At 64.3% G+C, this 22,722-nt stretch carries 21 protein-coding genes; 4 read left to right on the top strand and 17 right to left on the bottom strand.

Going from position 1 to position 22,722, the window contains the following annotated elements; genetic code table 11:
* Positions 1 to 30 precede the first annotated feature (30 nt).
* Positions 31 to 1,287, top strand: a complete 1,257-nt coding sequence (locus F8N82_RS10960; protein WP_038995301.1) for an MFS transporter — start codon at positions 31 to 33, stop codon at positions 1,285 to 1,287.
* Positions 1,288 to 1,295: 8 nt separating this feature from the next.
* On the opposite strand, the gene F8N82_RS10955 is transcribed toward F8N82_RS10960, so the two are convergent.
* Both F8N82_RS10955 and F8N82_RS10950 read right to left on the bottom strand, forming a co-directional pair.
* Entirely contained in the window at positions 1,296 to 3,197 is a 1,902-nt protein-coding gene (locus F8N82_RS10955; RefSeq protein WP_038995300.1) for a potassium transporter Kup, read from the bottom strand.
* A gap of 215 nt (positions 3,198 to 3,412) precedes the next feature.
* Complete coding sequence (locus F8N82_RS10950) at positions 3,413 to 4,294, bottom strand: Dyp-type peroxidase (protein WP_038995299.1); 882 nt, start codon at positions 4,292 to 4,294, stop codon at positions 3,413 to 3,415.
* A gap of 126 nt (positions 4,295 to 4,420) precedes the next feature.
* Between F8N82_RS10950 and F8N82_RS10945 the strand changes: the two genes are divergently transcribed.
* Entirely contained in the window at positions 4,421 to 5,305 is an 885-nt protein-coding gene (locus F8N82_RS10945; RefSeq protein WP_038995298.1) for a bile acid:sodium symporter family protein, read from the top strand.
* An 8-nt stretch (positions 5,306 to 5,313) separates the two neighbouring features.
* Here F8N82_RS10945 and F8N82_RS10940 read toward each other — a convergent pair whose 3' ends face one another.
* The 6 genes from F8N82_RS10940 to F8N82_RS10915 form a co-directional block, all read right to left on the bottom strand.
* Positions 5,314 to 6,120, bottom strand: coding sequence for an AraC family transcriptional regulator (locus F8N82_RS10940; protein WP_038995297.1), 807 nt, complete (start codon positions 6,118 to 6,120; stop codon positions 5,314 to 5,316).
* The gene (locus tag F8N82_RS10935; RefSeq protein ID WP_038995296.1) at positions 6,121 to 7,038 is read right to left on the bottom strand and encodes a pyridoxal-phosphate dependent enzyme; all 918 of its coding nucleotides are present in this window, start codon (positions 7,036 to 7,038) and stop codon (positions 6,121 to 6,123) included. It lies immediately after the preceding gene.
* A 79-nt stretch (positions 7,039 to 7,117) separates the two neighbouring features.
* Positions 7,118 to 7,582 carry a sterol desaturase family protein gene (locus F8N82_RS10930; protein ID WP_038999372.1) on the bottom strand — a complete coding sequence of 155 codons (465 nt, stop codon included), beginning with the start codon at positions 7,580 to 7,582 and terminating at the stop codon, positions 7,118 to 7,120.
* A gap of 55 nt (positions 7,583 to 7,637) precedes the next feature.
* A complete protein-coding gene (locus tag F8N82_RS10925) occupies positions 7,638 to 8,579 on the bottom strand; it encodes an HlyD family secretion protein (protein WP_038995295.1) in 942 nt (313 codons plus the stop codon).
* A 3-nt stretch (positions 8,580 to 8,582) separates the two neighbouring features.
* Positions 8,583 to 8,783, bottom strand: a complete 201-nt coding sequence (locus F8N82_RS10920; RefSeq protein ID WP_038995294.1) for a DUF1656 domain-containing protein — start codon at positions 8,781 to 8,783, stop codon at positions 8,583 to 8,585.
* The gene (locus F8N82_RS10915) at positions 8,773 to 10,917 is read right to left on the bottom strand and encodes an FUSC family protein (protein ID WP_038995293.1); all 2,145 of its coding nucleotides are present in this window, start codon (positions 10,915 to 10,917) and stop codon (positions 8,773 to 8,775) included. Before F8N82_RS10915 ends, F8N82_RS10920 begins: the two co-directional genes overlap by 11 nt.
* A 462-nt stretch (positions 10,918 to 11,379) precedes the next feature.
* On the opposite strand from F8N82_RS10915, the gene F8N82_RS10910 reads away from it, so the two are divergent.
* Entirely contained in the window at positions 11,380 to 12,087 is a 708-nt protein-coding gene (locus F8N82_RS10910; RefSeq protein WP_038995292.1) for an MgtC/SapB family protein, read from the top strand.
* Here F8N82_RS10910 and F8N82_RS10905 read toward each other — a convergent pair.
* Positions 12,084 to 12,299, bottom strand: a complete 216-nt coding sequence (locus F8N82_RS10905; protein ID WP_038995291.1) for a hypothetical protein — start codon at positions 12,297 to 12,299, stop codon at positions 12,084 to 12,086. The genes F8N82_RS10910 and F8N82_RS10905 overlap by 4 nt on opposite strands.
* A 192-nt stretch (positions 12,300 to 12,491) precedes the next feature.
* Here F8N82_RS10905 and F8N82_RS10900 point away from each other — a divergent pair, with 192 nt between their 5' ends.
* A complete protein-coding gene (locus F8N82_RS10900; protein WP_038999371.1) occupies positions 12,492 to 13,403 on the top strand; it encodes a LysR substrate-binding domain-containing protein in 912 nt (303 codons plus the stop codon).
* Positions 13,404 to 13,485: 82 nt separating this feature from the next.
* Here the strand turns inward: F8N82_RS10900 and F8N82_RS10895 are convergent, their stop codons facing one another.
* The 8 genes from F8N82_RS10895 to F8N82_RS10860 form a co-directional block, all read right to left on the bottom strand.
* Positions 13,486 to 14,526: an ABC transporter substrate-binding protein gene (locus tag F8N82_RS10895; protein WP_038995290.1), complete on the bottom strand. Its 1,041-nt coding sequence runs from the start codon at positions 14,524 to 14,526 to the stop codon at positions 13,486 to 13,488.
* A gap of 53 nt (positions 14,527 to 14,579) precedes the next feature.
* Positions 14,580 to 15,962: an aspartate aminotransferase family protein gene (locus F8N82_RS10890; RefSeq protein WP_038995289.1), complete on the bottom strand. Its 1,383-nt coding sequence runs from the start codon at positions 15,960 to 15,962 to the stop codon at positions 14,580 to 14,582.
* Entirely contained in the window at positions 15,959 to 17,398 is a 1,440-nt protein-coding gene (locus tag F8N82_RS10885; protein WP_038995287.1) for an APC family permease, read from the bottom strand. The genes F8N82_RS10890 and F8N82_RS10885 overlap by 4 nt, the downstream gene beginning before the upstream one ends.
* An 86-nt stretch (positions 17,399 to 17,484) precedes the next feature.
* Positions 17,485 to 18,978, bottom strand: a complete 1,494-nt coding sequence (locus tag F8N82_RS10880) for an aldehyde dehydrogenase (protein ID WP_038995285.1) — start codon at positions 18,976 to 18,978, stop codon at positions 17,485 to 17,487.
* 16 nt (positions 18,979 to 18,994) lie between these two features.
* Entirely contained in the window at positions 18,995 to 20,158 is a 1,164-nt protein-coding gene (argE, locus tag F8N82_RS10875) for an acetylornithine deacetylase (protein WP_038995283.1), read from the bottom strand.
* Positions 20,151 to 20,825, bottom strand: coding sequence for a DUF1028 domain-containing protein (locus F8N82_RS10870; RefSeq protein WP_038995282.1), 675 nt, complete (start codon positions 20,823 to 20,825; stop codon positions 20,151 to 20,153). Before F8N82_RS10870 ends, argE begins: the two co-directional genes overlap by 8 nt.
* A gap of 10 nt (positions 20,826 to 20,835) precedes the next feature.
* Entirely contained in the window at positions 20,836 to 21,246 is a 411-nt protein-coding gene (locus tag F8N82_RS10865) for a RidA family protein (RefSeq protein ID WP_038995280.1), read from the bottom strand.
* Positions 21,246 to 22,562, bottom strand: a complete 1,317-nt coding sequence (locus F8N82_RS10860) for a flavin-containing monooxygenase (protein ID WP_038995279.1) — start codon at positions 22,560 to 22,562, stop codon at positions 21,246 to 21,248. The genes F8N82_RS10865 and F8N82_RS10860 overlap by 1 nt, the downstream gene beginning before the upstream one ends.
* Positions 22,563 to 22,722: the final 160 nt, after the last annotated feature.

Here is a 22,722-nt window from a genome sequence, read left to right as displayed (position 1 = left end):
CCCCTACCCCACTACGCCTGGAGAATAACAATGACTGCACACAACAAGGCCAAATGGTTCAAGTTCCTGATACTGATTCTGGGTGGCGGCACCGTCTACAAGCTGGCCAACCTTAAAGACGCGTTTTATGTACCCATGCAGGAGTTCATGGGGCTTTCGCATACACAAATCGGCTTGCTGCTCAGCGCCAACGCCATCATCGCCACCGGTTTGTTCGTGGTCGGCGGCATGCTGGCCGACCGTTACGATACCCGCAAGCTGATCCCGCTGGGCCTGATCGGCACCGGCGCCCTGGGCCTGTACCTGGCCACCTTCCCGCCGTTCAGCAGCCTGATGCTGGTGTTCTGCCTGCTGGCGGTGTGTGCCGACTGCATCTACTGGCCAGCGCTGCTCAAGGCCATTCGCGGCCTGGGCAATGACCAGGAACAAGGGCGCATGTTCGGCTTGCTCGAAGGCGGCCGCGGCGTGGTCGACACCCTGGTGGCGTTTTCTGCGCTGGGCGTGTTCATTGCCCTGGGCAGCGGCGAGCACGGCCTGAAAGCCGCTATCCTGTTCTACGCGCTGATCGACATCGGCGCTGGAGTGCTGACCTGGTTTTTGCTCAAAGGCAATCAGGCGCAAGCCCAGACCACCAGCAAGAACCCGCTGGCCAACCTCATGGAAGCGATCAAGGTCCCGGCGATCTGGCTGGTCAGCTTCAACGTGTTCATGGTGTACATCGTCTACTGCGGCCTGACCTATTTCATCCCTTACCTGAAGGAAGTCTATGGTCTGCCGGTGGCGCTGGTCGGTGCCTACGGCATCATCAACCAGTACATGCTGAAGATCTTCGGCGGGCCGGCGGGCGGGTTCATCGCCGACAAACACTTCAAGAGCCCCAGCCGTTACCTGAAATGGGCGTTTCTGGCGCTACTGCCAATGATGGCGATCATCTTGCTGGTGCCCAAAAGCCCGGGCTTCATCTACGCCGGCATGGCCGCGACGCTGTCGTTCGCCTTTATCGTGTTCTCCATGCGCGGGGTGTTCTGGGCGCCGATGGGTGAAGTCGGGATTGCCCCGCACATCACCGGTTCCGCGTTCGGCATCGGCTGCCTGATCGGCTATGCGCCGGGGATGTTCGCCTATGTCGGCTACGGCGCGATCCTTGATCATTTCCCCGGCCAGCAAGGCTACAACTCTGTGTTCATCGCCATGATGTTGCTGGCGCTGATCGGTTTTGTCGTCGCCAGCCGGCTGCAGCGCCTGGTGCGCAAAGCCGCTCCTGTCGGCACAGCGGCCACGGCGTAGCGCCAGGGTTACATTTCCACCTGGGTCCCCAGCTCGATCACCCGGTTCAGCGGCAGGTTGAAGTACTTGAGGTTGCTGTTGGCGTTCTTGAGCAGGAACGCGAACAGCGCCTCACGCCAGCGCGCCATGCCGATGCGCTTGGTGGGGATCACGGTTTCGCGGCTGAGGAAGTAGGTGGTGGCCATTGGGCTGAAGTCCAGGTCCTTGAGCGGACACAGCTGCAGCGCGGCTGGAACATCGGGCTCTTCGATAAAACCGAAGTTGAGATTGACCCGGTAGAAGCCTTCGCCAAACGCCTGTACCTCGAAACGCTGGGCCACCGGCACCCGTGGCCGATCCTGGGACACCACGGTCAGCAGCACCACCCGCTCATGCAGCACCTGGTTGTGCAACAGGTTGTGCAGCAAGGCATGGGGCACGGCATCGGCGCGGGCGGTGAGGAACACTGCAGTGCCCTGTACCCGGTGCGGCGGTTGCGCGGCGAGGCTGCTGATGAACAGCGGCAGCGGCAAGGCCGACTCGTCGAGGCGCTCGACGATGATCTTGCGTCCGCGTTTCCAGGTGGTCATGAGGATGAACAAGGCGATACCGGCAATGACCGGGAAGGCCCCGCCCTGGAAGATCTTCGGCGCGTTGGCGGCAAAGTACAGGCTGTCGACCAGCAAAAAGCCCAGCAGCAACGGCACCGCCAGCCAGCGCGGGGCCTTCCACAGCAGCAACACCACCGCCGACGACAGCAAGGTGGTGATCAGCATGGTGCCGGTCACCGCTACACCATAGGCTGCGGCCAGGGCGCCGGACGACTCGAAACCGATCACCAGCAGCACCACGCCGACCATCAGCGCCCAGTTCACCGTGCCGATGTAAATCTGCCCTTGCTCTTGGCTTGAGGTGTGCTGGATGAACATGCGCGGCACGTAACCCAGCTGAATCGCCTGGCGGGTCAGCGAAAACGCGCCGGAAATCACCGCCTGGGAGGCAATGATGGTCGCCAGGGTGGCCAGGGCGATCATCGGCAGCAGCGCCCAGTCCGGGGCCAGCAGGTAGAACGGGTTGCGCACCGCCTCGGGGTTGCCGAGGATCAGCGCACCCTGGCCGAAATAGTTGAGCACCAGGCCCGGCAGCACCAGCAGGATCCAGGCGCGGGCGATCGGCTTGCGACCAAAATGGCCCATGTCGGCATACAGCGCCTCGGCGCCGGTCAAGGCCAGCACCACCGCCCCGAGAATCGCCACGCCCATACCGGGGTGCACGATAAAGAAGTTCACCGCCCAGGCCGGGTTCATCGCCAGCAGCACTTCCGGGCGTTGGACGATGCCGTATACCCCCAGTGCGCCAAGCACGGTGAACCACAGCACCATGACCGGGCCGAAAATGATACCGATGCGTGCGGTGCCATGCTTCTGGATCAGAAACAGCGCCACCAGCACCACCACAGCCAAGGGCACGACCCAATGGTCGATGCCATCAAAGGCCAGTTGCAGCCCCTCTACCGCCGACAGCACCGAAATCGCCGGGGTGATCATGCTGTCGCCGTAAAACAGCGCAGCGCCAAACAAGCCGAGCAGCACCAGCACCCGGCTCAAGCGTGGATACGGCGCCGCCGCACGCCGGGCCAGGGCGGTCAGGGCCATGATGCCGCCCTCGCCCTGGTTGTCGGCGCGCAGCACGAACAGCACGTACTTGATGGTCACCACCCAGATCAGCGACCAGAACACCAGCGAGAGGATGCCGAGCACACCGTCATGATTGGCCTGCACGCCGTAGTGACCGGCGAAGACCTCCTTGAGGGTGTACAACGGGCTGGTGCCAATATCGCCATAGACCACGCCGGCGGCGGCGATCAACAGGCCAAGTGACGAGGTTTTTACGGGGGAATGGGCGCTTGCGGAAGTAGCGGCTTGGCTCACGATCAGACGTCTCGAAGAAATGCGCAGGCAGTATCCCTTTGTGCGTAACGCCTCATCGTAAAAAGTCCGTAAAATTTTCTTACATTTGTTCAGGCCGCACTGGCCTCATCGCGGGTCTCCCACCATCCCTGAGAATTCCGCCGATTCTGTGGGAGCCGGCTTTGCCGGCGATCGAGCGCGCAGCGCTCGTAACCCGGCCGACACGTTGATGCTGGTTATCCCCTCAGCACAGCGCTCAGGTCCAGCCCATGCTCGCCCATCGGCGGGCACCAGTAGTAGCCGCCGGTCAGCGGCCGGCTGAAGCGGTACAGGGCATCGACCACGCCGTCTTCCAGCCCGCTCATGCGCCGCAGTTGCACTTCAAACGCATCAAACGAATGCCCGAAGGCGAGGAACGCCAGGCCAGCACCACGATCGTCGGCCCAGGGCATCGAGCGACGGACGATAAAGGCCTCAGGGGCGAAGCTTTCCTGGGCGGTGCGCTTGACGTGGGCCGACTCCGGCGCGTCGTCGAGTTCTTCGTTGTCGGCCTTGCGTCGGCCGATGATGTCGTCCTGTTCGGCCTGCGGCAACGCCTTGAAACAACTCAGGTCATGGCGCCACAGCTGGAACGCCGCAAAGCTCGAGCCGTTCAGGCCCGGCACGTCGCTGGCGAGGATCGCCGCTTCAACGGCGGCGTCTTCCACCGGGTTCTCGGTGCCATCTTCGTAGCCGGTCAGGTCGTGGCCGCTCTTGTGGCGGAAGGCATCGGTGGCCTCGGCGAGTTTGAAAGCCGGGGCCAGCAGTTGCTCCAGCGCCTGGCTGAGCAGCCACAGGTCACCGCGGTCTTCCCCGCGCAGCCACAGCCACAGGTCGTGCTGGGTACAGGGGTTGTCGACTGCCGCGGTCAATTGGGGAAACCCGCGCAGGCCATCGATGCTGCCACCCAGGGCCTGCACCAGCGGCGCACCGAAACCGGCTACCACACGGCTGCCATCGACCTGTTGCAGCAGCGCATCGAGCACGCCTGGCAGTGCAGCGGGCGAGTGCAAGGTGAAGAACAGGTGGCGGGCCTGGGCGGGAACGGGGGCGGCAAGAATGCCTGGCTGAAACTGCATCGGGAATCGGGTCCTGGGGCAAAAGCGGCGATGCTACTGTTTGCCGGGTATAAACCGCAATATCTGTAATGGAACTTGAAATCCTTGCCTACACTGGCGGACATCGCCTTCTTACGAGTCCGTGCCATGACTGCATCGCCCTTGCTCAGTGCCTTCCTGCCCATTGCCCTGGGTTTCATTATGCTCGGTCTGGGGCTGACCCTGACCCTGGCCGATTTTGCCCGGGTGGTGAAATTTCCCAGGCCCGTGCTGATTGGCCTGGCCTGCCAGATCCTGCTGCTGCCCTTTATCTGCTTTCTGATCGCCAAGGGCTTTGCGCTGGCGCCGGCGCTGGCGGTCGGCCTGATGCTGCTGGCCGCCTCGCCGGGCGGCACCACCGCCAACCTGTTCAGCCACCTGGCCCATGGTGACGTGGCCTTGAACGTGACCCTTACGGCGGTCAACTCACTGATTGCGATCCTGACCATGCCGCTGCTGGTCAACCTGTCGCTGGCGCATTTCATGGCCGCCGACCAGGCCATCCCGCTGCAATTTGCCAAGGTGCTGCAGGTGTTTGCCATCGTATTGGTGCCGGTGGCCCTGGGCATGCTGATTCGCTATTTCGCTCCGGGTTTTGCGGCGCGCATGGAGCGGCCGATGAAGATTATCGCCGCGCTGTTTCTGGTGTTCACGATCGTCCTGGCCATGGTCAAGGACTGGCAGACGGTCGTGGACTATGCCCCGGTGGTAGGCGGCGCGGCGCTGTTGTTCAACCTGTTGAGCCTGTGCATTGGCTACTGGCTGCCGCGTCTGCTGAAAATCCCCAAGCGCCAGGCGATTGCCATCGGCATGGAGATTGGCATCCACAACGGCACCCTGGCGATTGCCCTGGCGCTGAGCCCTACCCTGCTGAACAACTCGACCATGGCGATACCGGCGGCGATCTACAGTTTGATCATGTTCTTTACGGCGGCGGGGTTTGGTTGGTGGGTGAGTCGGGGGCGCGAGCCCGTCACAGTAGGAGCGCAGTGACAAAGCTATCAGCCGGGGACTTTGCCCTGCGCCAGGCCGCGCGGTGGCGCGCCATAGGTGCGGCGAAACAGGCGGCTGAAATGGGCCTGATCGTAGAACCCCAGATCCAGGGCAACCGCACTCAAGGGCTGCCCTGCCAGCACCCGGGGCAAGGCCCGTTCCAAACGTAGTTGGGTCAACCATTGCTGGGGTGGCAAGCCGCAGTGATTGCGAAAGCGGCGCAGTAGTTGCCAAGGGCTCAGGTCGACGAATGCAGCCATTTCTTCCAGGCTCGGCGGCTGATCCAAGCGTGACTCAAGCCAGTCGCGCAAGCGCCGCCAACGCAGAGGATCAAAGCCATTGCTGTGCTCGCTCACCCTGAGGGTCGAGCCCAGCCCGAGCAGCAGCGCCAGGGTTTCCCACAATTGGCTCTGGAACGCCAACGGGTCGCGTTGTTGGTGCAGGCCGTCGAGCAACTGCTGCAGCTGCGGGTGGCGCAGTTGCAAGGCATTGAGGTTGGGCAGGCCTTGGCGGCCGTCGCTCAGGTCACGGCTGACCTCGGCCAGCCAGGCCGGGTCGAGGGTCAGGATGCGGATGCCGTAGCCCTGGTCATCGGCACTGGCACCGTCGTGCACATGCTCCGGGGCCATCAGCAGGATGTCCCCTGCCCCGGCCAGTTGGCGCGTGCCACCGGCAGCGTAACGCTGCTGGCCGGTGACAATCAGGCCGATGTGGTACTCCAGGTGAAAATGCCGGGGAAAGGCAAATTGCTGGTAACGGGCATCGATCAGGCGCACGCCTGGATGCCCGGGGGCCTGGTGCACAACGCTATCCAACTAGCAGGCCACCCGCCATTGGCGGATCTGGTCGTGGGTCGCGGTGACGCCACCACAGACGATAACCAGCACCTTCTGGTGACGCTTGAGCTCGGCCGTGGGCGCGTAGGCCAGGGCCAGGGCCGCGCCGCAGGCGGGCTCGACCAGGAGGCGATGATCGAGCAGGAACTGCTCACAGGCATCCAGCGCCGCCTGATCGCTGACCACATGGCTGTACACCGGCCGCTCCTGGCTCCACTCGAAGGCCCGCTGGCACACCTGCTTGGCCGCCAGCGAAGTGGCCACGGTATTGACGCTGTCCAGCGCCACCAGCTGCTTTTGCGCCATGGCAGCAGCCAGCGACGCGGCGCCGGTGGTCTCCACGGCAAACACCGGCACCTGGCCCCAGCCGTTGCGCGCCAGGCCTTCACACACCCCGGACAACAAACCACCGCCGCCGACCGCGACCACCACTGCATCCGGAATGAAAGCGCAGGCGGCAACTTCATCGATCATGCTCGCGTGGCCCTGCCACAGCAGCGGGTCATCGAAGGGATGGATATAGGCGGCATCGTCGCTCATCAGCGACAGCGCCAGGGCATTGGCCTCGTGCCAGGCCTTGCCATGCACGATCACCTCGGCTTGTTCCTGGCGAATCAGTTGCTTGGCCCGCTCAGTGGTGGTCTCTGGCACCACCACGGTCACCGGCAGGCCCAGAATGCGCCCGGCAACGGCCACGGCGATACCGGCATTGCCACCCGACGACGACACGAAGCGGCGCTTGCCCTGTTTGGCATAGGCTTCACAGGCCGCACCGACGCCGCGCAGCTTGAACGAGCCGGACGGCTGCAGCGCGTCGAGTTTGAGCCAGATATCCAGGCCACTGGCCAGGCTCAACGGACGCGAGGCGATCAACGGGGTTTCGATGTGCAGGCTCATACGTTTCTCCATGTGCAGAACACTACCACCTTACGCATGCGGCACCGGACAATCTTGTATGAAATTGCGCGCCTGCGGGTCAACCCCGGCGCCGCGCGCGCAATTGCTGCTTGATCTTGTGCATGGGCGGTGCATACAGGAACCCGAACGACACATTGTTATCCCGCCCCTTCAAGGCATGGTGAAGCATATGCGCGCGGTACAAACGCTTGAGGTAACGGTTGCGTGGCCGTGGCCGGAACGGCCAGTGCCGATGGACGATGCCGTCATGGACGATCACATAGATTACCCCGAAGGCCGCCACACCCGCCCCCACCCACTGCAACGGCGCATGCCCGGCCCGGCCCAGGCCGACCAGGGCAAAGGCGATCAGGGCCAGGGCCAGCAGGTAGACGTCGTTGGTTTCCAGCGCGCCAAGATGCGGTTCATGGTGCGAGCGATGCAGGAACCAGCCCCAGCCGTGCATGATGTATCGATGCGCCAGGTAGCCGATGCCCTCCATGGCCGTCAGGGTGCAGAGAAATACAGCGAGGTTGAGGATCATGCGGTCGAGCTTCGCGTGGCTGGGCAGAAACGCCACAAAGCCTACCACCTCGACCTTATTCGCGCACCGTCACCGTGGCCGTGGTGCCGGCCCGCAGGTTGGCCTTGCCGGCATAGTCGGGGTCGATCTCAATGCGTACCGGAATGCGCTGGGCCAGTTTCACCCAGGTATAACTGGGGTTGATATTGGCCAGCAGGCGGTTGCCGGGGGCGTTTTCGCGGTCGGTGATGGCATAGGCGATGCTCTGCACCGTGCCCTGGAAGCGTTCGCCGCTCATCAGGGCAATGTCGACCTTGCTGCCCTGGTGGATGCGCGGCAATTTGGTTTCCTCGAAATAGCCGCTGATATGGAACGAGCTGCTATCGACCAATGCCAGCAATGGCCCGCCGGCTGTGGCGTAATCGCCCTGGCGGGTCAGCAGGTTGGTCACATAGCCGCTGACCGGGGCGAAGATCCGCGTGCGCTGCAGGTCCAGCTCGGCCTGGGTCAAGGCGGCCGTGGCCAGTTGCACGTTGGCGGTGGCCAGGCTCAGGTTGGCCTGGCCGCGCATCAGTTCGGCCTGGGCCACGGCCACGTCAGTGCTGGATTTTTCCCATTCTTCACCGGAGATGGCAAAGCCCTGCTTCAGGGTACGCCGGCGTTGTTCTTCGCTCTGGCGCTGCTTGAGCAGGGCCTGGCTGGAGATGATCGCCGCCTGGGCCAGGCCTTCGCTGGCCCGCGCCACCTCGATGGCGCGGCGCGCATGCTCGACCGCCAGGGCGTAACGCTCGGGGTCGATTTCCAGCAGCAGCGCGCCTTTATCGACGTGCTGGTTGTCCGCCACCTTGAGGCTGACGATGCGCCCGGCGACATCCGCCGACAGTGTCACCACGTCGGCGCGCACCCGTGCATCGCGGGTCCAGGGCGCGCGGGTGTAATGCTCCCAGGCAAACCAGCCCAGCACCAGTGCCAGCACCACCACAACCAGGGTCGAAACCTGGGCCACAAGTTTGTTCAAGGTTCAGCTCCCCATGTACAGGATAATCAACGCGCACAGGCAGGCGTACAGCGCGCCTTCAAACAACGCCGGATGCCACACCCGCTGCATGACCCCGAGCTTTTGCAACAGCCAGAGCATGGCAATCAACAACGGTAGGGCCAGCAGCAACGCCTGGGCAATCGGCGGCAGGTAGACGCCGCCAATCTCGAAATCAATGGGCAAGGGCCGGGGCTCCTTCGCTAACGGGTTCAAGGTAGGGGCTGTAGTGGCGCAGGAAACCGGCGATCACCAGCAAGGCGACGCGGATCCGGAACAGCGAGCGCAACTGTTCGGCCGGCGCCTGCAGCTGTTCACCGTGCAGGTTGTCGAGGCTTTCACCCAGCGCCTGCAGGGTCTGCAGCAAGTCTGGCAGCACTACCGAGGTGCGCCCGGCAATGTAACGGCCGGTATTGCGCAGCACCTGTTCGAGCTGCGCGCGTATGGCCTCGGGCAGCAACGGGTTGGCCCTGCCCTGCTCCTGCAACTGACGCAAGGCCACGCCCAGGGCCATGCACGCCAGGTTGACCTCGAACAACCCCCGTGAGCGCTGGTCGTTGGTGGCTGGCAGCAGCCCGATAATCAGGGTCAGGCGATCGACCATGCGGCTTTCGAAGGCGAACTGGCGCTCGTCCGAGGCCGGGCCCTTGAGCAAGGCATACACCTGTTCGCGGGTTTCGCGAAACAGCCGTTCGATACGCAGTTGCGGGTTGAACGGGAAAATCCACGCATACACCATCAACGACAGCGCCGCGCCACAGACATAGGCACCGGCGAATTCGAACCACTGCATCGCGGTGTTCTGCCAGGCGCCGATGTTCTGCGGGCCGAACAGCAAAAAGCTCGACAGGCCCAGGCCCATGCCAATCCCGGCAGTCATCGGCCCGGACAGCCCCACCGCCACTACATAGAGCAGTGGCAACAGCAGCAACGCGAGCATTTCGAAGTCGACCACCTGCGGTATCAACCAGAACTGGTACAACGCCGACACCACCAGCGCCAGGCCCAGGCCACGGGCGTAGTTTTGCGCGGCCATGAGCGGGCGCGGAAAAGTCGCCATCAACGAGCACAGAATCCCTACCAGGATCATGCCGGCACGGGCGCCGTCCCAGGCGGTTTCGATCCAGATCAGCCCGGCCGCGACCAGGGCGATAAAGGCGCGGCTGGCGTTCATCGCCGCCAGGCGCCAGTCCAGGTGCAGGGGGTTGCTGCGCCCTTGGCGGTACAGGCAATCACCGGCACGGCCTTCCTGGATGGCATCGCTGAGTTCGAGCATTTCACTTAACTGTTCGAGCAGGCGTGCCTGCTCCCAGCGCAAGGCCCAGGCCAGCGAGCGCAGCGGGGTCGGCAGGTCGCTCAGTTGTTCGGCCAGCAGCGCCGCCTGATCGAAACGCCGCTGCAAGGCGCTGAAATGTTCGCGGGCGTGCGCTGGCAAGGCCCGGCCCTGTTGCGCCAGCAGGTCGAGAAAAGCCAGTTCGTCGGCCAGCAGGCGGCTGATGAATTCCGGGTAGCTGCCCTGCCAACGCTCGGCGATCATCAGCTTCTGGTTGCGCAGCACCGTCAGCCGCGAGCTGAGCAACACCAATTGGTTGCCCAGCAGTTGCACCAGGCCGTTGGCCCCGCGCAAATGCGGGGCGTCGAAGTACAGGTGCCGACGCAGACCTTCCAGGGCGCTGATCTCGCCGAGGATCTGCATCTGCCGCTTGCTGAACTCGGCTGCGCTCTCTTCACCGCGAATGGCCGCCGCAGCATGGCTGGCCATCAGTTTGATCAGGTTGTCGACCTTGGCAAAGTAGCCGCTGGCCACCGCCTGCGGCCGCGCACTGAGCAGGCTGACCACACACACGCAGGCCACTGCCAGCAGGGTTTCGGTGACCCGGGTAATCGCCAGCATCAGGGTGTTGTCCTGCTCGGGGATCGCCAGCATCGCCACCACCACGGCGGTAAAGCCGCTGAGCACAAAGGCATGCGAGCTGGTGTAGCGCAGCAAGGTACCGCCTGCGGTACACAGGGCCAGCCACAGGGCCAGGGTGATGATGAACGGCAACGGCGCCTGCGGGAACAGGGCCATGATCAGCACCGCCACCGCGGCGCCAAGGGTGGTGCCGAGCACCTGGGCGAAGCTGCGTTGCAGGGCCATGCCGCCCAGCGGCTGGCTGACGATGAACACCGCCATGACCGACCACTTCGGTTGGTCCAGGTCAAAGATGAACGCCAGGTACAGGGTCAACAGGCAGGCCACGATGGTCCGCAGGGCGAAGCGCAGGGTGTCGGCGCCGGGGTGGCGCACCAGCCGCCAGTAATTGATCAAAGGTTGCACGCAGGTCTCTCGAAAGTCCTTTGAGGGAAACAGTAGCTATTCAAGCGCTTCAGGGAAAGACAACGCGATGACCCTCAGCGTTGCAAATCTGGAACGATGCGCGGCTGATGCGAAAATTGTCATCTTTTTACCCTTGACCCTGCGCAGCCCGAGGGTTAGTTTCTCGCCCGCATTTTTGCATGCCTACACAGGAGTCCTGCATTGGACAGTAGCTCTAGTCGATTGCGACAGGTCCACACGGCGCGCTAGTTCAGCAGGTTCCTTCTGCCACTGGCACGCCGAACACGGCGGTTAGTGGCGATTCGCATCCCTTGCGGATGACAAATCCTCATTCTCCTTCCCGCACAGCTTGCACCTTCTCGGGTGTTGAAGGCTCGTGGCCCTGCGCATTCTCTTTGTTCACGTGCATCCCCCCAAGGGTCGATGCCAAAGCGGCGTATTGCCGTGGATTCGAGGTTTGCTATGGATTGGAAAGTATTTCTGCTGCGCGTCACCGTCGCGCTGGTACTCGGAGCGCTGATCGGCGCCGAACGTCAACTGCGTCAGCGCCTGACCGGCCTGCGCACCAATGCCCTGGTCAGCACCGGCGCCTGCCTGTTCGTGCTGATGACCCAGGCGGTGCCGGGCATGGCCGCCACCGACGCCTCCCGCGTCGCTGCCTATGTGGTCTCGGGCATTGGTTTTCTTGGCGGTGGCGTGATCATGCGCGACGGCCTCAACGTACGCGGCCTGAACACCGCCGCCACCCTCTGGTGCACCGCCGCCATTGGTGTGCTGTGCAGCCTGGGGCTGTTGCTGGAGGCGGCGCTGGGCAGCTGCGTGGTGCTCTGTGCCAATATCCTGCTGCGCGATATCGCCCAGCGCCTGAATCATCAGGACGTGCTGCCAGCCAACGAGGCCGAGCAGCGTTTCGAGGTGCGGATTACCTGCCGCGCCGAGGATGAAATCCAGGTGCGCAGCCTGATGCTGCACAGCTTCGGCAACGACGGCCTGCGCCTGCAGTCGCTGCACAGCGAAGACCTGGCCAACCCGGCCAAACTGGAAGTGCGCGCCGAGCTGATGGGCAGCCCCGATGCGCCCACCCAGCTGGAACGCCTGGTCAGCCGGGTGAGCCTGGAGAAAGGCGTCAGCTCGGTGCGCTGGCAAGTGCAGGAGCTGACCGCCGATTAACGGCGATCGTCCGACAGCGGCGTAGGCTGGTCGGGTTCGGGCAGGCGATCGTCGGCATCAGGGTCGTCGGGCACCCGCTCGACGTCCTGCGGCCGGTCGCGCCGCTGCGGGTCACCCGAGACATTCGGGTCGGTGACCGGATCGTGCTCACGCTGCGGGTTGTTCAGTGGATCCTTCCACAGCGGATCATCTTCGGGACGTTGCTGGCTCATGGCAGTTACCTCGCAAGAGCGGCGCAAGCAAATGCGCGCCGTACAGTTTCGAGGCTGTACCGCGGCCAGCAGTGCCGCCCAGGCGATCAACGGCACGCCCGCGAAAATATGCTCAATGACGAGCAAAATCCGCTGCAGCAGCGCGCCGCCGAGGGGGTATCGTGTAGCAAAATAATCAGCCAGAGGTGCACTGTGGCGTCCTATACCTTGCGTCAACTGAAGTATTTCGTCACCACCGTTGAATGCGGCAGCGTCGCCGAAGCATCGCGCAAGCTGTACATCGCCCAACCGTCGATTTCCACGGCGATCAAGGGCCTTGAAGACAGCTTCGGCGTGCAGCTTTTCATCCGCCATCACGCCCAGGGCGTGTCGCTGACCCCAGGTGGCGCGCGCTTCTATCGCAAAGCCCAGGAACTGTTGCGCATGGCCCGCGAGTTCGAGCAGAACGCCCTGGCCGACAACGACGTGGTCTGTGGCCAGATCGATATCGGCTGCTTCGAGACCGTCGCCCCGCTCTACCTGCCGCGCCTGATCGCCGGTTTTCGCGAGCGCTTTGCGGGGGTGGAGATCCGCCTGCAGGACGGCGAACAGCAGGAACTGGTGCAAGGCCTGACCGGTGGGCGCTTTGACCTGGCGATCTTCTACGAGCACGACCTGGACAGCACCATCGAAACCGAAGCCCTGACCGCGCCGCAACGCCCCTATGCGCTGGTGCCGGCCGGCCATCGCTTTGCCGGCCAGGCCCAGGTGTCGATCCGCGACCTGGCCCTGGAACCGATGATCCTGCTGGACGTGCAGCCCAGCCGAACCTATTTCGTCAGTATTTTCGAAGAGTTGCAGCTGAGCCCGAACATCGTCTTCAGCTCGCCGTCGATCGAGATGGTGCGCGGCATGGTCGGCCAGGGTTTTGGTTTTGCCCTGCTGGTGACCAAACCCCATGGCCATAGCACTTATGATGGGCAGGAAGTGGTCTGCGTGGAGATTGCCGAGGATGTAACCGGCTCGGCGCTGGTGGCCGGTTGGCTCAAGCGTGCGCAGCTGACCAAGCCTGCGCAGTTGTTTGTCGATTACTGCAAGGAGCAGTTTGCGGCCTGGCTGGCCTAACGGTTCAACAAGATTGCGGGGCAAGTCGAGGCGTCGCACCGCCGCTCCCACACTGTGGGAGCGGGCTTGCCCCGCGATGAATTCAGCGCGCCGCCCAGGCGTTGAAACGCTGCTCCAGCTCCTCGCCATGGTCGACCCAGAACTCGGCATCCACCGCCCGGGCGCCGGCAAGGTTGGCTTCAGCGGTTGGTAATTGCTGCTGGACGCTTGCCGGCAGCAGCTTCAGCGCCTCGCGGTGCACCGGTCCGTAGGGGATCTCTTCAGAGAACACCTTCTGCGTCTGCGGCTGGCTGGCAAAAGCGATGAAGTCCTCAGCCAGGGCCTTGTTCGGGGTGCCCTTGACCACCGCCCAGTATTCCGGATCGTACAGGCTCTGCGGCCAGACGATGCTGAGCTTCATGCCCTCCTTCTGCGCCGAGGCAATCCGGCCGTTGTAGGCAGCGCTCATGACCACGTCACCGGCAATCAACCACTGCGCCGGTTGCGCGCCGGCTTCCCACCACTGGATATTGCCCTTGATCTGGTCCAGTTTGGCAAAGGCGCGGCTCACCCCTTGCGGCGTACCGAGCACTTGGTACAGCTGCTCAGGTTTGACGCCATCGGCCAGCAAGGCGATTTCCAGGGTGTACTTGGCGCCCTTGCGCAAGCCGCGCTTGCCGGGGAAATCGGCGACATTCCAGAAGTCGGCCCAGGAGCTCGGCGCCTTGGTCAGCTTGCCGTGGTCATAGGCCATGACCATCGACCAGACGTAGGTCGCTACCCCGCACTCGCTCAGGGTGCCCGGAACGAACTGCGCCGGGTCGCCGAAGCGCGCCGGGTCCAGGCGTTCGAACAGGCCTTCGTCGCAACCGCGCAGCAACTCCGGGCTTTCGACCTCGACCACGTCCCAGCTGGTATGGCCGACATCGACCATGGCCTTGATCTTCGACAGCTCACCGTTGTACTCGCCGGCGACTACGCGTCCTGCGCCGCTGGCGTTGAAAGGTTGGAAGTAGGCCTTGTCCTGGGCCTGCTTGGTGGCACCGCCAAAAGAGATGACGGTGAGGTTCTGCGGTGTGGCCGACACCGCGCTGCACAGCAGAACCAGGGCAAAGGGAACACAGCAACGCAAGGATCTGGACATGAAGCGGTTCCTCTAATAGGCCGGCACGCCCGCGCGCGCCGGCCGCTTTGGGCTTACAGGCGACCGAATTCGCGGGCGGTACGGTCTACAGCGGTACGGGTCTTGTCGACCAGTTCGTCGATGTCGGCGTGGCTGGCCACCAGCGCCGGGGCCATGATCATCCGGCCCAGGGTCGAGCGGATGATCAGGCCCTCTTCAAAACCGAGGGTGCGGCAACGCCAGGCCATGTCGTTTTCGTTGGCAAAGCGCTTGCGGCTGGCCTTGTCTTCGGCAAACTGCAAGGCCGCGACCAAGCCTGCGCCCTGCACTTCGCCTATCAGCGGGTGCTTGCCGAACACTTCGCGCAGGCAGCGCTGCAGGTACGGGCCAGTCTCGTGCTTGACGCGGTTGACGATGCCTTCGTCGCGCAGGGCCTTGAGGTTGGCAATCGCCACCGCTGCCGCCACCGGGTGGCCGGAATAGGTCAGGCCGTGGGCGAACACCCCGCCCTGCTCCACCAGCACCTGGGCCATGCGTTTGGACAGGATCAGGCCGCCCATGGGGATGTAGCCGCTGGTCAGGCCCTTGGCGATCGACAGGGTATCGGGCTCGAAACCGAAGTGCTGGTGGGCGAACCATTCGCCGGTACGGCCAAAGCCGCCGATGACCTCATCGGCGCACAGCAGCACGTCGTACTGACGGCAGATGCGCTGGATTTGCGGCCAGTAGCTTTCTGGCGGGAAGATCATGCCGCCGGCGCCCTGGAACGGTTCGGCGACAAAGGCGGCGACGTTCTCGGCGCCCAGTTCGAGGATCTTCTCTTCCAGCTGACGCGCCGCGCGCAGGCCGAATTCGGCCGGGGTCAGGTCGCCTTCGTGGGCAAACCAGTACGGCTCGTCAATGTGCGCGACATCGGGGATCACCCCGCCCATGTCATGCATGAACTTCATCCCGCCCAGCGCCGTGGCGCCCAGGGTCGAGCCGTGGTAGCCGTTCCAGCGGCCAATCATGATTTTCTTCTGTGGCTTGCCGAGGATCTGCCAGTAGCGGCGCACGGTCCGGATCAGCACCTCGTTGGCTTCGGAGCCGGAGTTGGTGTAGATCGCATGGCTGTAGTGCGCAGGCAACAGGCTGAACAGCAGCTCCGACAACTCGACCACCGCCGGGTGGGTGGTGTGGAAGAACATGTTGTAGTACGGCAGTTGCTCAAGCTGTTGGCTGGCCGCTGCGGCCAGGTCCTTGCGGCCATAGCCGAGGTTGGTGCACCACAGCCCCGACATGCCGTCCAGGTAACGCTTGCCGTCGTTGTCCCACAAGGCCAGCCCTTCGCCACGCACGATCACCCGCGGCCCTTCGGCGTTCAGCGCCTTCTGGTCGAGAAATGCATGAATGTGGTGCGCGGCATCCGCTGCCTGGTAATCGCCGGTGCTACGGGCTGGTTTCACGTGAGCGGTCATTGTGAGTCTCCTTGCGGGTTGTTATCGGTTTGAGTGCCCAGCACGCTGTGCAGCGGCTCGGGCTTGAACAGTGGCTTGCCCATCACGCCCTTGATCCACAGCACGGCGATGATCGAGACGATCAGCAGCACCAGGCCTGCGTAGGCAAAAATCGAGAAGGTCATGTCCGGGCTCGGCGAGACGTTCCAGATCGCAAACAGCATGCCGGCGATGCCGAACAGCTGCGGCAACGGGTAGAACGGCGTACGGAACGGCCGCGCCACCTGCGGGTAGCGCCGGCGCAGGGCAATGACGTTGATGTGGGTGATGATGTAGGCCAGCAGCCAGGCCAGGGCGGCCGACAGCAGCAACTGGTTGATGGCATCGGCATGGTCGTGCATCAGCAGCAACGGCAAGCCGGTGACCGCAGAGATGAACAGCACCGCCACCCACGGCGCGCCGCTGCGCTTGCCCTGGCGCTTGAACACACCGAAAGCCTGGCCGTTGCGGGCCATGCCGAAGAGCATGCGCGGGATCGCCGCCAGCGAACTGTTGAGGGTGCTGCAGGTGGCGGTGATTGCGGCGGTGACCAAAAACACCTTGCCGGCCTCACCGAACACCGTGGTGGCGAACAGGTAATGCGGCAGGCCGTTGCTGGCCAGTTCCGCCTGTGGCACGGTGAGCAAGGCGCCCAGGCCATACAGGCTGATGATCACGAAGATGATGGTCAGGCCGAGCATCATCGACCCCGGGATGTTGCGCTCCGGGCGGCGGGTTTCTTCTACCAGCGGGCAGACGAACTCGGCGCCGACAAAGCCCCACACTGCCATTGCCGTCAGGGCGATCACCCCCAGGCCCAGCGGGTTCCAGTGGGCGCTGTCGAACAGCGCCGGGTTGGGCGCGACGATATCGCTGTTCATCGCGCTCAGGCCCATCACCAGCAACACCACGGTCATCACCACCGCCAGTACCGTTTGCAGGCGGGCGAAGATGTCGATGTTGAACAGGTTGAGCACGGTGAACAGCGCCAGTACCCCCAAAGCCACGGTCAAGGGCGGCATGGAGTGCGGGTAGACCTTGTCGATGATGAACTCCATCAGCAACAGCTCGGCCGACAGGGCGAACATCGCCACCACGATGTAGCCGGAAAAGGTCGCCAGGATCGCCGGGAACTGGCCGATGGCGACTTCGGTGTAACTGCTCAGGCTGCCAGCGCGGGGGATCATCAGGGCCAGTTCGGAAAACGAACAGGCGTAACTCAGGGCCAGCAGGTAAGCCAGGCCCAGCGGCACGATGAAGCCCAGGCCGGCGATGCCGACGCCCTGCAGCATCAGCACCATGACGCCCTGGGAGACCACCAGGCCGATGGCCACTGCCAACAGCGCGGTGAGGCCGAGTTTCTTGCGACTTGCAGGCGGCGCCAGGGCGCCGGTTTGCACGCTTGAATTGCTGTTCATCGGTTGCTCCGAGTTGTTTTTATTGGAAGAACAGTTTGGTTGCCTGTACTGGCTTCATCGCGGGTCAAGCCCGCTCCCACAGGCCCTCAGCCACGCAGCTGGATCCAGGTCGTTTTCAGCTGCGTGTACTTGTCGAACGAATGCAGCGACAGGTCGCGGCCAAAACCCGACTGCTTGCCGCCGCCAAAGGGCACGCTGACGTCCAGGGCATCGACGGTATTGACCGACACCGTGCCGGCATTCAGCCGCCGCGCAACGCGGTGGGCGCGGTTGAGGTCGTCAGTCCACAGCGACGCCGCCAGGCCATAGATGTGATCGTTGGCCAGGGCCACTGCCTGGTCTTCGTCGTCGAACACGCTGACCGCCAGCACCGGGCCGAACACCTCTTCGCGGGCCAGGGTCATCTCGGCCGTAACGCCGGTGAAAATCGTCGGTTCGATGAAGTTGCTCGAACCATCAAAGCTCAACTGCCGCCCGCCACAGACCAATCGCGCGCCTTCGGCCTGGGCCTGCTCGATGTAGTGCATGATCCGCTGCGCCTGGCGGCTGTCGACGATGGCCCCGGCCCGGCTCGCCGGGTTCAGCGGGTTGCCCGGCTGCCACTGGCGCGCCTTGTCGATCAGGCGCTCGATGAACTCATCGGCAATCGAACGCTGCACCAGCAAGCGCGCGTTGGCCGAGCAGACTTCGCCCTGGTTGAAGAAGATGCCGAACGCCGCCTTCTCGGCCGCCAGGTCCAGGTCCTGGCAATCGGCGAACACCAGGTTCGGGCTCTTGCCGCCGCACTCAAGCCACACTTGCTTGAGGTTCGACTGCGCGGCGTACTGCATGAAGTACTTGCCGACTTCGGTGGAGCCGGTAAACACCAGGGCATCGACGTCCATGTGCAGGCCCAGGGCGCGACCGGCCTCCTCGCCCAGGCCCGGGACGACGTTGAGTACGCCTTTGGGCAGCCCGGCTTCGATGGCCAGCTCCGCCAGGCGCAGCGCCGAAAAGGGCGACTGTTCGGCCGGCTTGAGCACCACGCTGTTACCGGCAGCCAAGGCCGGCGCCAGCTTCCAGGCGGCCATGTCAAGCGGGAAGTTCCATGGCACGACCGCACCGATCACCCCCAGCGGCACGCGGCTAATGGTGGCCAGGACGTTGCTGGCGGTGGGCGCCACCTGGTCGTAGAGCTTGTCGAGGCTTTCGCCGTACCAGGCGAACACATGGGCCGCGCCCGGTACGTCGATGTTCCAGGCATCCATCACCGGCTTGCCCATGCTCAGCGAGTCGAGCAAGGCTAGTTCGGCGCGGTGTTCTCGCATCAGTTGGGCAAGGCGCAGCAACACCGCTTTACGCTCGCCGGGCGCCATTTTTGCCCAGGGGCCTTGTTCGAAGGCGTGGCGGGCGCTGCGTACCGCCTGGTCCACCTCGGCCTGGCCGCACGCGGCAACCTCGGCCAGCGGCTTGCCGGTGGCCGGGTTGATTACCGCGAATCGCGCACCGCTGGCGGCCTGACAGGCCTCGCCTTCGATAAACGCGCTGTCGATCAGGCGCTGCTGTTGCGCCAGGGTGCTCCACTGGTTGAAATCGTTCACCGCAGACTCCTTGTTGTTATCGGTTGTTGGAGAGGTACTCGGCCAGGCGATCCATCAGACGGTCACAGGCCGCCATCTGCTCGACGCTGACAAATTCATCCGGCTTGTGGCCCTGGTCCATGCTGCCCGGCCCGCACACCACCGCCGGGATCCCGGCCTGGTCGAACAGGCCGCCTTCGGTGCCAAAGGCCACGGTGCTGAAGGCGTCGCTGCCGCACAGCTGCGCGACCAGTTGCGCCGCTGCGCTTTCAGGCGCAGTGGCCAGGCCCGGATAGGCGGAAATCGCTTCGAAGCGAATCGCCGTGTCGGCCTTGACTGCTTGCATGGCCGGCAACAGCGTTTGCTCCGCGTAGCTTTGCAGCTCGTCCACCACCGTTTGCGGCGCGAAGGCCGGCAAAGCGCGCACTTCGAAGTCAAAACGGCAATCGGCCGGGACGATGTTCAGCGCCGTGCCGCCGTGGACCACCCCGACTTGCACGGTGGAAAACGCCGGGTCAAAACGCGCATCGTGATGCTCCGGCGCTGCCAGGCGCTGGCCGATTTCGCCCAGGCGGCCGATCAACCGCGCCGCCTGTTCGATGGCATTGACGCCATAAGGCGCATAGGCCGAATGACACGGCGCGCCGTGGACATGGCAACGCATGGCCAGCTTGCCCTTGTGGCCGAGCACCGGCTTGAGCTCGGTGGGTTCGCCAATCAGGCACAAGGCCGGTTGCGGGATGCGCTGGGGCAGCACTTCCAGCAGGCTGCGCACGCCCAGGCAACCGACCTCCTCGTCATAAGAGAACGCCAGGTGCACCGGCTTGCGCAGGGGGCTTGCGAGGAACACCGGCACCGCCGCCAGCACCGAGGCCAGGTAGCCTTTCATGTCGGCGGCGCCACGGCCGTACAATTTGCCGTCGCGCTCGGTGAGGCTGAACGGCTCCAGCGTCCACGGCTGACCGTCGACCGGCACCACGTCGGTATGACCCGACAGCACCACGCCGCCGGCCACCGCCGGGCCGATGCTGGCCAGCAGGTTGGCCTTGGTCCGCTCGCGGTTGTAGATCAGCTCGCAGCTCACGCCCAGGTCGTGCAGGTAGTCGCGGACGAACAAGATCAGGGCCAGGTTCGAGTCGCGGCTGACCGTGGCAAAGCCAATCAGCCTGGCCAGCAGTGCACGGCTGCGCAGCTCACTCATCGCCCGGCACTCCATAGCTCGGCGCCAGGGTCGGGTTGAGAGCGCGGGTCAGGTAATCCTGCAACTGGGGTTCATAGGCGTTCCACAGTTTGCCCAGTTCGCCAATGGGGTTCTCGTCGGCCCAGTCCACGCGCAGGTCAACGATCGGCCAGACCAGCTCGCCGACCACCGACAGCGCCGCCGAGTGCACCGCCCCGGCTTCGCCACCGGCGTCCTGACCCGCCTGCAGGGCGCTCAGCAAGCGCGCGGCCAGGCAGCCTTCGCTCTTCTCGAAGGCCTCGACCATGCGCTCGATCACCGCGCTGTTGGCCAGCAGGTTACCGGCGGCCACGCATTGCTCACCGGCCACGGCGTTGTTGATGCCCAGCGCATGGTTGCCGCTGAACAGCGCGGTACGGCCCTGGGCATCGACCACCGCCACCTGGCGATACTGGCTGTAGCCGTTGCGGGTCAAGGCGCGGTCCAGCGCCTGGTGCGGCGCCAGGCCTTCGTCCAGGCCGTCGAGGATCTGCGGGCCGAGGGTCGGCAAGGTGATGTTCTGGCTCGACACCGCTCCCACACCGGTGCGCAACCACGGGCAGCGGGCGCCGACGGCGATGCTCGAGGAACTGATGGCAATGCCCAGCTGGCCGGTTTCGGCGCAGCGCCCAACGATGGAGAAGGTCATGGCAGGCTCCTTATTCGGGGATGACCGCGATCACGTCGATTTCCATCAGCCACTGCGGCTGGCCGAGGGCGCTGACCACCAGGCCCGTGGAGATCGGGAACACGCCCTTGAGCCACTTGCCGACTTCCTGGTACACCGGCTCGCGGTAGCGCGGGTCGATCAGGTAGGTGGTGGTCTTGACGATGTGGCTGAGGTCGCTGCCGGCCTCCCCCAGCAGTTGCTTGACGTTGCGCATGGCCTGCTCGGCTTGCGCCCGCGGATCACCCAGGCCAACCAGTTGGCCATTGAAATCGGTGCCCACCTGGCCGCGTACATACACGGTGTTGCCGGCACGCACGGCCTGGCACAGGTCGTTGTCCAGGGTCTGGTTCGGGTAGGTGTCTTTGGTGTTGAACATGCGAATACGGGTATGAGTAGGCATCAACGGGCTCCCATGAGGCTGACTGGCTGGCTGGACGCTTGCTGTTCGGCTTGGCGCTGCGAAGCGTCGCGATAGTTGAAGTAGGTACGCTGTTTAACGATGTGATCGGCAATGTGCTTGGCGTCGTGCCACACGCCCCAGATAAACGCCGAGCCGCGCCGCGACAGCCATGGCAGGCCGACGAAGTAGACCCCCGGCTCGCTGGACACGCCGCGCTGGTGCTTGGGCTTGCCGTTGTCTTTGAAGGCATCGACCTGCAGCCAGCTGTAGTCCACCGAATAGCCGGTGGCCCAGATGATGGTGCTGACCCCGGCCTTGGCCAGGTCGAGTTCCAGCAGCGGCTGGGTCAGGCACAGCGGGTCGGGCAGGATCTCCCGCGCTTGCGGCTCTTGCGGCAGGTCCAGGCCATTGCGGGCAATGTAGGCGTCGGCGGCATCGAGCAGCGCCAGGTAGTTTTCGTCGCCGCGGGCGATGTTCTCGGCCAGGTTGGCTTCAAAGCTGACCACGCCGTTGTCAAAGCCCTTGGTCAGGCCGACCAGGGTCATGCCCTGCTGGGCCAGCCGGCGAAAATCGACGGTGTGGCCGCCGCGCGCGCCGCTGACGGCGATGGTCACGTGTTCCTTGCCTGGCTGCATGGTCTCGGCATCCCACTCGCCGAGCACGCCCAGCCACCAGCAAAAATCACGGTTGCGATAGGCCCGTGGTGGCCGGTCGTGGGCGCCGACCGAGAGGTACACCTGCTTGCCGGCACGCTGCAGCTCATCGGCGATCTGCACGCCCGACGAGCCGGCGCCGACCACCAGCACCGCGCCTTCAGGCAACTGCTGCGGGTTGCGGTAGGCGGCCGAGTGTATCTGCAGCACGTTCGAGGCCTGCGGGGCAATCGGCGGGATCACCGGGCGTTGGAACGGGCCCGTGGCGACCACCACCTGCTGGGCCTCGATCACCCCGTCGCTGGTGTGCACGGTGAAGCCTGGGCGATCGCTGTTGCGCACGACCTGGGTGACGTCGACGCCGGTGCGGATCGGTGCGTTGAATTTTCGCGCGTAGGCTTCGAAGTAGTCGGCAACCTGCTCCTTGGCGGCGAAGGCGTCCGCGTCCAGGCCCTCGAATTCCAGGCCCGGGAAGCGGTCGTGCCAGGCCGGGCCGTTGGCGACCAGCGAATCCCAGCGGCCGGTGCGCCAGGCTTCGGCGATACGGTTGCGCTCCAGCACCAGGTGCGGCACGCCCAGGCGGCTCAGGTGTTCACTCATGGCGACGCCGGCTTGCCCGGCGCCCACTACAAGCGTATCGATTTTGGTTTTATGGGTTGTCATGTCTGCGCCCTACTGAGTTGTCCCACGCGGGTGGCCGTGGGAGGGTGTAGGTCGCATTCTGGGAGCGCGCGGGGAAACGCGAAATTATGATTTTTGTAGTTGCTAGAGAGTAAAAAACTGGGGGCTGCTTTGCAGCCCGTCGCCGGCAAGGCCGGCGATC

It is taken from the genome of Pseudomonas fluorescens (genome assembly GCF_902497775.2).
Classification (GTDB): domain Bacteria; phylum Pseudomonadota; class Gammaproteobacteria; order Pseudomonadales; family Pseudomonadaceae; genus Aquipseudomonas; species Aquipseudomonas putida_F.
Note: the sequence above shows the minus strand (reverse complement) of the source record. Positions and strands in the feature narration are given on the sequence as shown.